This window comes from Geodermatophilus sp. YIM 151500 (assembly GCF_025716945.1).
Classification (GTDB): Bacteria; Actinomycetota; Actinomycetes; order Mycobacteriales; family Geodermatophilaceae; genus YIM-151500.
The window spans coordinates 60,862-69,731 of record NZ_JAOVZT010000014.1 but is presented as its reverse complement, the minus strand read 5'-3'; the positions used below and the strand labels follow the sequence as shown (position 1 = coordinate 69,731).

Sequence of the window (8,870 nt, the reverse complement as noted above, 5' to 3'; positions counted from 1 at the left end):
GGCGGGGCTCCGCGCAGCCGGGGGACGGCACGTGGCCGCGGTCGGTCGGCGGGCCGCCCTGGGAGGTCGCGGACCCGGCGCGGGGGCCGGAGGTTCCCCGCCGGGGATGCGAGGCGGGGCTCCGCGCAGCCGGGGGACGGCACGTGGCCGCGGTCGGAGCCCGGAGGGCGACAGAGTGCAGAGTTACGTGGGCACTTCGGCGTCGACCACGGCACCGAGGACGCCGTTGACGTAGGCCGGCGAGTCGTCGGTCGACAGGACGCGGGCGAGGTGGACCGCCTCGTCGATCACCACGGGGTCCGGCACGTCGTCGACCCAGAGCAGCTCGAAGACGGCCATCCGCAGGATGGCGCGGTCGACGTCGGGCAGCCGCTCGAGGGTCCACCCGCGGGCGTGCGCGGAGATGAGCCCGTCGATGCGGGCGGCGTGCTCGGCCACGCCCTCCACCAGCCGGACGGCGTGGTCGGGCACCGGCGGGTCGGCGAGGGCGAGCCGCTCGCGGAGCACCTCGAGCCGGTCCCGGCCGCGCAGCTCGGCCTCGTAGAGGACGTCGACGGCGCGCTTGCGCGCCTTGGACCGGGCGCCCATCAGGCGGGGACGGTCAGTTGGCGCGGCCGAGGTACCGGCCGTCGCGGGTGTCGACCTTGAGCTTCTCGCCGGTGCTGATGAACAGCGGCACCTGGATCTGCGCGCCGGTCTCCAGGGTCGCGGGCTTGGTACCGCCGGTGGAGCGGTCGCCCTGCAGGCCCGGGTCGGTGTGCTCGACGACCAGCTCCATGGTCACCGGCAGCTCGACGTACAGCGGCGTTCCCTCGTGCACGGCGACGACGACCTCGGTGTTCTCCAGCAGGTAGTCGGCGCCGCCGCCGACCGTCTCGGCCGGCACGTGGATCTGGTCGAAGGTCTCGCCGTCCATGAAGACGAAGTCGGTGCCGTCCTTGTACAGGTAGGTCATCGACCGCTTGTCGACGGTGGCGGTGTCGACCTTGGTGCCGGCGTTGAAGGTCTTGTCGACGACCTTGCCCGAGAGCACGTTCTTCAGCGTGGTGCGGACGAACGCACCGCCCTTGCCCGGTTTGACGTGCTGGAACTCGGTGACGGCCCAGAGCTGGCCGTCGAGGTTGAGGACCATGCCGTTCTTGAGGTCGTTGGTGGTAGCCATCTAGAGGACCAGCAGTTCCTTGCTCGTGAGGGTCAACAGTTCGGGCACGTCATCGGTCACGATCAGGGTGTCCTCGATCCGGACACCGCCGTGGCCGGGCAGGTAGACCCCCGGCTCCACGGTGACGGCCATGCCGGCGGTCAGCGTACCCGCGCCGAGCGGCCCGATGCCGGGTGCCTCGTGGATCTCCAGGCCCACCCCGTGGCCCAGGCCGTGGGAGAAGTGCTCGCCGTGCCCCGCGGCGGCGATCACCTCCCGGGCGGCGGCGTCGACGGCGACGACGTCGGCGCCCACCGCCAGCGCCGCCCGCCCGACCGCCTGCGCCTCGGCCACGAGGGCGTGGACCTCCCGCTGCCAGTCGGCCGGCTCACCCAGCACCAGGGTGCGCGTCATGTCGGAGTGGTAGCCGTCGACGGTGGCGCCGAAGTCGAGCTTGAGGAAGTCGCCGGCGCGCAGCTCGGTGCCGTCGGGCCGGTGGTGCGGGATGGCCGAGTTGGCGCCGGCCGCCACGATCGTCTCGAACGACGGCGCCTCGGCGCCGAGCGCGAGCATCCGCGCGTCGAGCTCCCGGCCGACCTGCAGCTCCGTGCGGCCGGGCCGCAGCGCGCCCTCCGCGGCCAGCTCGGCCAGCGCCTGGTCGGCGACCGCGCAGGCCCGGCGCAGCGACTCGATCTCCCCGTCGTCCTTGACCGCGCGCAGCGCCTCGACCGCCCTCCGGACGCTGACCAGCTCGGGCACCGCCCGCTCGTCCGCCTCCTCGGCGAGCACCCGCTCCAGCGAGGCGAGCCCGTCGACGGTGAGGTCGTGCGACTCGAAGCCGAGCCGGCCGGCGCCGCCGCGGACCGCCGCGCGGGCCAGGGCGGCCACCGTGCCGCGGTCGACGAGCAGCTCCACGTCGGGCACCTGCACCCCGGCCTGGGTGGTGTAGCGCCCGTCGGTGCCGAACACGTCGCGACCGTCCGTGCGCAGCAGCAGCGCGCCGTTCGAGCCGGTGAAGCCGGTCAGGTAGCGCACGTTGAGCAGGTTGGTGACCAGGACGGCGTCCAGTTCCTGCTGCGCCGCGACGGTGCGCAGGTGTTCCCGGCGCCCGGCCTCCCGGCTGGTGTCGCGGCTCATCGGGCACCCTGCCGGGCCAGCCACTGCAGGCCCAGCACGTAGCCCTCCACGCCGAGGCCGGCGATCACGCCGGTGGCGACCTTCGACACGTACGAGACGTGCCGGAACTCCTCCCTCCGGTGGATGTTGGTGATGTGCACCTCCACCACCGGCGCGCGCACGGCGGCGAGAGCGTCGTGCAGGGCGATCGAGGTGTGCGTCCACGCCGCCGGGTTGATCAGCACCGCGTCGCCGGCGTCGGTGGCCTCGTGCACCCAGCGCAGCAGCTCCCCCTCCTGGTCGGTCTGGCGCACCCGCACCTCGACGCCGAGGTCTTGAGCGGTCTTCTCGAGAAGTTCCACGAGGTCGGCGTGGGTGGTGCGGCCGTAGATCTCCGGTTCGCGGGTGCCGAGCCGGCCGAGGTTGGGGCCGTTGAGCACCTGGATGGTCATCGGGTCTCCTCGCTCGCCGGGGTGCCCGGGGTGGTGGCGGACACCGCCGCCCAGGCGGCGTCGAGCCAGGCCTGGTCGGGATCGGTCAGGATGCGCGGGTTGCCGAGGCCCTCGAGGACGACGAAGCGCAGCGCGGCGCCCCGGGCCTTCTTGTCCACGCGCATCACCCGCTGCAGCCGCAGCCAGTCGCCGGCGTAGCGGGTGGGCAGCCCCATCGCGGCGAGCCGGTCGTGGTGCAGGTCGACGTCGGCACGGGAGAGCAACCCGGCCTGCCCGGCCAGCTCGGCGGCGAACACGGTGCCGACGGCGACCGCTTCGCCGTGCCGCCAGCCGAAGTCCTCGACCCGCTCGATGGCGTGCCCCAGGGTGTGCCCGTAGTTGAGGAACTCCCGACGACCGGTGTCGTAGAGGTCCTCCCCCACGGCGTCGGCCTTGACCTGCACCGCCCGGGCGATCAGCTCGGTGGTGTGGCGGCGGCCGGTCGGATCGGCCTCGAGCAGGCGGAGGATCTCCGCGTCGGCGATGAACCCGCACTTGACCACCTCGGCCAGCCCGGCGCGGAACTCGGCGTCGGGCAGGCCGTCCAGCAGGTCGGTGTCGGCGAGCACCGCCGCCGGCGGGTGGAAGGCGCCGACCAGGTTCTTGCCCGCCGCGGTGTTGATACCGGTCTTGCCGCCGACGGCGGCGTCGACCATGCCCAGCAGGCTGGTGGGCACCTGCACCACCCGGACGCCGCGCAACCAGGTGGCCGCGACGAAGCCGGCGAGGTCGGTGACCGCGCCGCCGCCGACGCCGACGACGGCATCGGAGCGGGTCAGCCCGAGCCGGCCGAACTCCTCCCAGCAGCGGGCCGCCACCTCGGCGGTCTTGGCGACCTCGCCGTCGGGGACGACGACGGCCTCGGCGGCGACGCCGGCCGACTGCAGCGTCTCGAGCGCCGCGCCGGCCGCCGCAGCCAGCGGCGGGGCGTGCACGACCGCCGCTCGCGCCGTGCCGGCCAGCACCAGGCCGAGCTCGGTCTGCGCACCCGGGCCGACCACCACCTCGTAGGGGCGGTCCCCCGCAACCCGGATGCGCCGCGCCGCGCCGTCCCCAGCGGTCACCGGCTCGGCCCCACCGGTCCCCGGGTCCGCCGCGCCGGTCACCGGGCGGCCCCGGCCGGCAGCGCGGCCAGCACGTCGGCGACGACGTCGTCCGGCGTCCGGCCGCCGGTGGGCACGGTGACCGTGGCGACCTCCGCGTAGAGCGGGGCGCGGGTCTGCAGCATCTGCCGCAGCATCGCGCGCGGGTTGACGCCGAGGATCGGCCGGTCGCGGCCGAGACCGGCCCGCTTCGCGGCGGAGGGGAGGTCGACGTCGAGCCACACCACCACGCCGCCGGCGCGACCGCGGGCGACGAGCAGCCGCCGCGAGGCCGGGCTGAGCACCGCCCCGCCACCCAGGGCCAGCACCCCGTCGTGCTCGGCCAGGGCGCGGGCGACGGCGCGCTCCTCCAGGGCCCGGAAGTACGGCTCGCCGCGCTCCACGAACAAGTCGGCGACCGTCGAGCCGGACTCGTCCTCGACGTCCCGGTCGGTGTCGCGGAACGGCAGGCCACGGGCGCGGGCGACCGCCGCCCCGACGGTGGTCTTGCCCGATGCGGGCGGGCCGACCAGCACCAGCACCGGACCGCTCATCGGAAGGACAGCGCCTCGAGGTAGGCCTGCGCGTTGCGGCGGGTCTCGGTCAGCGAGTCACCGCCGAACTTCTCCAGCGCGGCGTCGGCGAGCACGAGCGCGACCATCGCCTCCATCACCACGCTGCCGCGGGGCACCGCGCAGGCGTCGCTGCGCTGGTTGATCGCCACGGCCGCCTCGCCGCTGGCCACGTCGACGGTGGCCAGGGCCCGCGGCACGGTGGAGATCGGCTTCATCGCCGCGCGCACCCGCAGCACCTCGCCGGTGGTCATCCCACCCTCGATGCCGCCGGCCCGGCCGGTGGCCCGCCGGAGCCGGCCGCCCTCGGCGACGATCTCGTCGTGGGCCACCGAGCCGCGGCGCCGGGCCGTCTCCAGCCCGTCACCCACCTCGACGGCCTTGACCGACTGCACGCCCATGAGCGCGGCGGCCAGCCGGGAGTCCAGCCGGCGGTCCCAGTGCACGTGGCTGCCCAAGCCCGGCGGCAGGCCGTGCACGACCACCTCGATCACGCCGCCGAGCGTGTCGCCGTTCTTCCGGACGTCGTCGATCTCGGCGACCATCCGCTCGCTGGTCGCCGGGTCCGCGCAGCGCACCGGATCGTCGTCGAGCCGGGCGGTGTCGTGCGGGCCGGGGACCACGCCGGCGGGCGCGACCACCGGGCCGATGGCGACCACGTGGCTGACCACCTCGACGCCCAGGGCCTGGCGGAGGAACGCCTGCGCCACCGCGCCGAGCGCCACGCGAGCCGCGGTCTCGCGGGCGCTGGCCCGCTCGAGCACGGGGCGGGCGTCGTCGAAGCCGTACTTCTGCATGCCGGCGAGGTCGGCGTGGCCGGGTCGCGGCCGGGTCAGCGGGGCGTTGCGGGCCTGGCCCGCCAGCACCTCGGGGTCCACCGGGTCGGCCGACATGACCGTCGTCCACTTCGGCCACTCGGTGTTGCCCACCTGGAGCGCGATCGGCCCGCCCTGGGTGCGGCCGTGCCGCACGCCGCCGGTGAGGGTCACCTCGTCCCGCTCGAAGGACATCCGCGCGCCCCGGCCGTGCCCGAGGCGGCGGCGGGCGAGCGCGGCGGCGACGTCGGCGGTCTGCACCTCGACGCCGGCCGGCAGGCCCTCGAGGATGGCGGTGAGCTGCTGGCCGTGCGACTCACCGGCGGTCAGCCAGCGCAACATGCCGGCGATTCTGCCAGCCCGGGTGAGCCACGCTGCTCAGGCTCCGGGGAGCACCCCGGGCAAGCCCAGCGCCAGCACGGCGCCGGCCAGCAGCGACGGCCCGAGCGCGATCTCGGTCCGCCACGACGCGCGCCGGGCGGCGATCAGGACCAGCGAGACGACGGCGCCGAGGAAGCAGCCGAGCAGCACGGCGAGGACCAGGACCGACCAGCCGAACCAGCCCAGCAGCACCCCCAGCAGCCCGAGCAGCTTGACGTCGCCGAAACCCAGGGCGCGCGGGCTGACCGTCCCGACGACGGCGGCCGCGGTGCAGGCGGCGAGCCCGGCGAGGAGGGCCCGCAGCAGTTCGCCCCAGCTGCCGAGCACGACGGCATCGGCGAAGCCGGCGGCCGTGGTCACGGCGAGCGACGGGTACACGATCCGGTCGGGCAGCCGGTGCACCGCCAGGTCGACCTGGGCCAGGACCACCCCGGCACCGGCGCTCCAGACCAGCGCGAGCAGGAACGGCCGGGGGCCGACGAGCAGCACGGCCCCGGCGAGCAGCCCGGCGAGGACGACGGTGACAACGACGACCCGCAGCTGACCCGGCCGGTCGACGACGAGCACCGGCGACGCCGACCCGACCGGCACCGGCGGGAGGTCGGCCTCGGGGTCGTCCGGCCCCGCCGGGGTGCGGTAGCGGGCGGCGTGCCGGAGCCCTGCGCGGGCCAGCCGGGGGCCCGCGACGAGCGCGACGAGCACCGCGGTCAGGACCGCGGCGGTCACGACCGGCCGTTCCCGTGCCCCAGTGCGGCGTCGAGCGCGGCGCGCATCGGCTCGATCGGCGCCGCGTGCCCGGTCATCAGCTCGACCTGCTCGGTCGCCTGCCAGAAGAGCACCTCGGCGCCGCCGACGACCCGGCCGCCCGCGGCGCTCACCCGCTCGGCGAGCGGTGTGGGCCACGGCGCGTACAGCACGTCGAGCACCGTCTGACCGGCCCGCCAGCCCAGGTCGAGCAGCGCCGGCTGGGCGTCGATGGGCACGGTGCTCACCACGAGCGGTGCGTCCAGCCCGCCGGCGGCGTGCCGGCCGGGGCGGGCCACCTCGTCGAGCCGGCGCACCTCGGCCGGCACGCGCAGGGTGCCGAGCACGCCGGTGAGCTCCTGCGCCCGGGCGGGGTCGCGGACGACGACCTCGACGTGCCGGGCGCCCAGCGAGGCGAGCGCGACCGCCGCCGCGGCCGCCGTCCCGCCAGCGCCGACGACGGCCGCCGTGTCGACCCGCTCGATCCCCGCGAGCTGCAGCGCCATGCCGATGCCGGCCACGTCGGTGTTCTCGGCCCGCCAACCCGCGTCGTCGCGGACCAGCGTGTTCGCCGCGCCGAGCAGCGCGGGCAGCCGCCCCACCGTGTCTGCGACGCGGACCGCGGCCTGCTTGCACGGCATGGTCACCGAGAACCCGCGCCACTCCTCGCCCAGGCCGGCCAGCAGCACCGGCAGGTCCTCGGCACCGAGGTCGAGCGCGTCGTAGCTCCAGCCGGTGAGGCCGAGCGCGGCGTAGGCGGCACGGTGCAGGACCGGTGACAGCGAGTGGCTCACCGGCCGCCCGACGACCGCGGCGCGTCGGGGCCGGTCAGCCACCGCAGCCGAGGCCGGCGTCGGCGCACCGCTGCCGGGCCGCCTCGAACTCCGCGTAGTCGGCGGTGAAGAAGTGCGTCCCGTCGGCCGACTGCAGCACGTAGTACAGGAGGTCGCCGGTGCTCGGGGCCAGCGCCGCCTCCAGGCTGGCCTCGCCCGGGGCGCTGATCGGGGTCGGCGGCAGACCGGTCCGCGTGCGGGTGTTGTACGGCGAGTCGGTCTGCAGGTCGGCCCTGGTCAGCTCGTTGCCGTTCTTCTGCAGGCCGTAGGCCAACGTGGCGTCGATGCCGAGCGGCATGCCACGGGCGAGCCGGTTGTAGACGACCTGGGCGACGGCGGGCCGCTCGGCGTCCAGGCGGGTCTCCGACTGGATCATCGAGGCCACGGTGACGATCTCGCCCGGCGTGCGGCCCAGTGCCGCGGCCCGCTGCTCGAGCTGCAGCTGCCCGGCGACCTCGGTGAACTTGGCCACCATCGCGCGCAGCATGTCGACCGGCGCGTCGTCGGGCTCGAAGTCGTACGTGGCCGGGAACAGGTAGCCCTCGAGCTGGCCGCCGGCGTAGGCGGGCACGCCCAGGGCCGACGGGTCGGCGGCCGCGGCGGTGAACTCCTCGAGCGGACGGCCGGTCGCGTCGGCCAGGCGCTGCAACGTCTGCCCGACCGTCAACCCCTCGGGCAGGGTCACCCGGCTGAGCATCCGCGACGCGGGATCGAGCAGCAGGTCCAGCGCCGCCTGGCCGCTCATGCGCGACCGCAGGGTGTAGGTGCCGGGCTGGATGCCGAGCGCGGCGGGATCGGCCTCGGCCGCGTCGACGAAGGGTTCGGCCGAGGCGATCACGCCGGTGTCGACGAGCGTGCCGGCGATGTCGCTCAGCGTGTCGCCGCTGCCCACCCGGACCTCGACCGAGCCGCTGCCCGAGCCGGTGTAGTCCTCGGCGGTCGGGTTCACGACCTCGAGCAGGGCCCGCCCGCCGAGCACGATGCCGGCCACGGCGCCGGCGAGCACGAGCAGGGAGACCAGGACGCCCAGCGGCCGCCCCCGGCGGCGGCGACGCGGCGCCGGGCCGTCGAGGTCGGGGATGGCGTCGTCGTAACGGTCGGCCGGGTGGCCGGGGTCGTCCCCCCACTCCTCGCCGGCGGCATCCCCGGCGGAGGCCGCGGACCGACCACGTCCGTCCCCACCGCGTGCGGAGCCGTCGTCGACGTGGTCGCCGATGACGTCCAGACCGCCGGTGCTGTCCTGCCAGCCGGGGTCGGCCGGCGCCTCGTCCGGGTGCTCGACCAGCGGGCGGACCTCGGTGGGCGCGTCGTCGGAGCCGTCGTCGGAGCCGTCACCGGCGCGGCCGGCGGCGGCCGCCCGGGCCCAGCGCTCCCAGGTGCCCGCGGGCCGTGGGGGCAGCGGTGCCGAGGGGTGGCGGCCGGGCAGGAAGCCGTGCCCGTCGTCCGCCGGGTCGGTCGGGGCGGGCCGGCGGTCGCCGGGGTACCGCCACGGGGCGACCTCGTCGAGGGGACCGGTCGCGTCGGCCGGGTCCGGCGCGCGGCGGAGAGCCGGACCGGAGGGCGCCGACGCCGTCCGGGGCCGGCGGGTGTCGGGCCGCGGGACCGGGGGCAGCCCGGCCGACGGGCGGCCGCCGCGGGCCGACGGCGGGACGGCGCGATCGCCGGCGCGGGGAGAGGGTGCGGTCGGGATCACCG

Annotated in this window: 10 protein-coding genes; all 10 read right to left on the bottom strand. The window is 76.2% G+C overall.

Annotated elements, in window-relative coordinates; translation table 11 throughout:
* Positions 1–183: 183 nt before the first annotated feature.
* Genes nusB through mltG form a run of 10 tightly spaced genes read right to left on the bottom strand, consistent with a single transcriptional unit; the run spans position 184 to position 8,868 of the window.
* A complete protein-coding gene (nusB, locus tag OF117_RS19125; protein ID WP_263554437.1) occupies positions 184–588 on the bottom strand; it encodes a transcription antitermination factor NusB in 405 nt (134 codons plus the stop codon).
* 13 nt (positions 589–601) lie between these two features.
* Complete coding sequence (gene efp / locus OF117_RS19120; protein ID WP_263554436.1) at positions 602–1,162, bottom strand: elongation factor P; 561 nt, start codon at positions 1,160–1,162, stop codon at positions 602–604.
* On the bottom strand, positions 1,163–2,278 hold the full coding sequence (locus OF117_RS19115) for a M24 family metallopeptidase (RefSeq protein WP_263554435.1): 1,116 nt from the start codon (positions 2,276–2,278) through the stop codon (positions 1,163–1,165).
* Complete coding sequence (gene aroQ / locus OF117_RS19110) at positions 2,275–2,709, bottom strand: type II 3-dehydroquinate dehydratase (RefSeq protein WP_263554434.1); 435 nt, start codon at positions 2,707–2,709, stop codon at positions 2,275–2,277. The genes OF117_RS19115 and aroQ overlap by 4 nt, the downstream gene beginning before the upstream one ends.
* Positions 2,706–3,812 carry a 3-dehydroquinate synthase gene (gene aroB / locus OF117_RS19105; protein WP_263554433.1) on the bottom strand — a complete coding sequence of 369 codons (1,107 nt, stop codon included), beginning with the start codon at positions 3,810–3,812 and terminating at the stop codon, positions 2,706–2,708. Before aroB ends, aroQ begins: the two co-directional genes overlap by 4 nt.
* Positions 3,813–3,850: 38 nt before the next feature.
* On the bottom strand, positions 3,851–4,384 hold the full coding sequence (locus OF117_RS19100) for a shikimate kinase (RefSeq protein ID WP_263554432.1): 534 nt from the start codon (positions 4,382–4,384) through the stop codon (positions 3,851–3,853).
* A complete protein-coding gene (aroC, locus tag OF117_RS19095) occupies positions 4,381–5,559 on the bottom strand; it encodes a chorismate synthase (protein ID WP_263554431.1) in 1,179 nt (392 codons plus the stop codon). Before aroC ends, OF117_RS19100 begins: the two co-directional genes overlap by 4 nt.
* A 36-nt stretch (positions 5,560–5,595) precedes the next feature.
* The gene (locus tag OF117_RS19090; protein WP_263554430.1) at positions 5,596–6,324 is read right to left on the bottom strand and encodes a prepilin peptidase; all 729 of its coding nucleotides are present in this window, start codon (positions 6,322–6,324) and stop codon (positions 5,596–5,598) included.
* Positions 6,321–7,178, bottom strand: coding sequence for a shikimate dehydrogenase (locus OF117_RS19085; RefSeq protein WP_263554429.1), 858 nt, complete (start codon positions 7,176–7,178; stop codon positions 6,321–6,323). Before OF117_RS19085 ends, OF117_RS19090 begins: the two co-directional genes overlap by 4 nt.
* On the bottom strand, positions 7,171–8,868 hold the full coding sequence (gene mltG / locus OF117_RS19080; RefSeq protein ID WP_263554428.1) for an endolytic transglycosylase MltG: 1,698 nt from the start codon (positions 8,866–8,868) through the stop codon (positions 7,171–7,173). The genes OF117_RS19085 and mltG overlap by 8 nt, the downstream gene beginning before the upstream one ends.
* Between the last annotated feature and the right edge of the window lie 2 nt (positions 8,869–8,870).

Excerpts from the sequence above, each read along its gene's own strand:
- nusB (WP_263554437.1), bottom strand. The coding sequence starts at position 588 with ATGGGCGCCCGGTCCAAGGCGCGCAAGCGCGCCGTCGACGTCCTCTAC.
- efp (WP_263554436.1), bottom strand. The coding sequence starts at position 1,162 with ATGGCTACCACCAACGACCTCAAGAACGGCATGGTCCTCAACCTCGAC.
- OF117_RS19115 (WP_263554435.1), bottom strand. The coding sequence starts at position 2,278 with ATGAGCCGCGACACCAGCCGGGAGGCCGGGCGCCGGGAACACCTGCGC.
- aroQ (WP_263554434.1), bottom strand. The coding sequence starts at position 2,709 with ATGACCATCCAGGTGCTCAACGGCCCCAACCTCGGCCGGCTCGGCACC.
- OF117_RS19100 (WP_263554432.1), bottom strand. The coding sequence starts at position 4,384 with ATGAGCGGTCCGGTGCTGGTGCTGGTCGGCCCGCCCGCATCGGGCAAG.
- aroC (WP_263554431.1), bottom strand. The coding sequence starts at position 5,559 with ATGTTGCGCTGGCTGACCGCCGGTGAGTCGCACGGCCAGCAGCTCACC.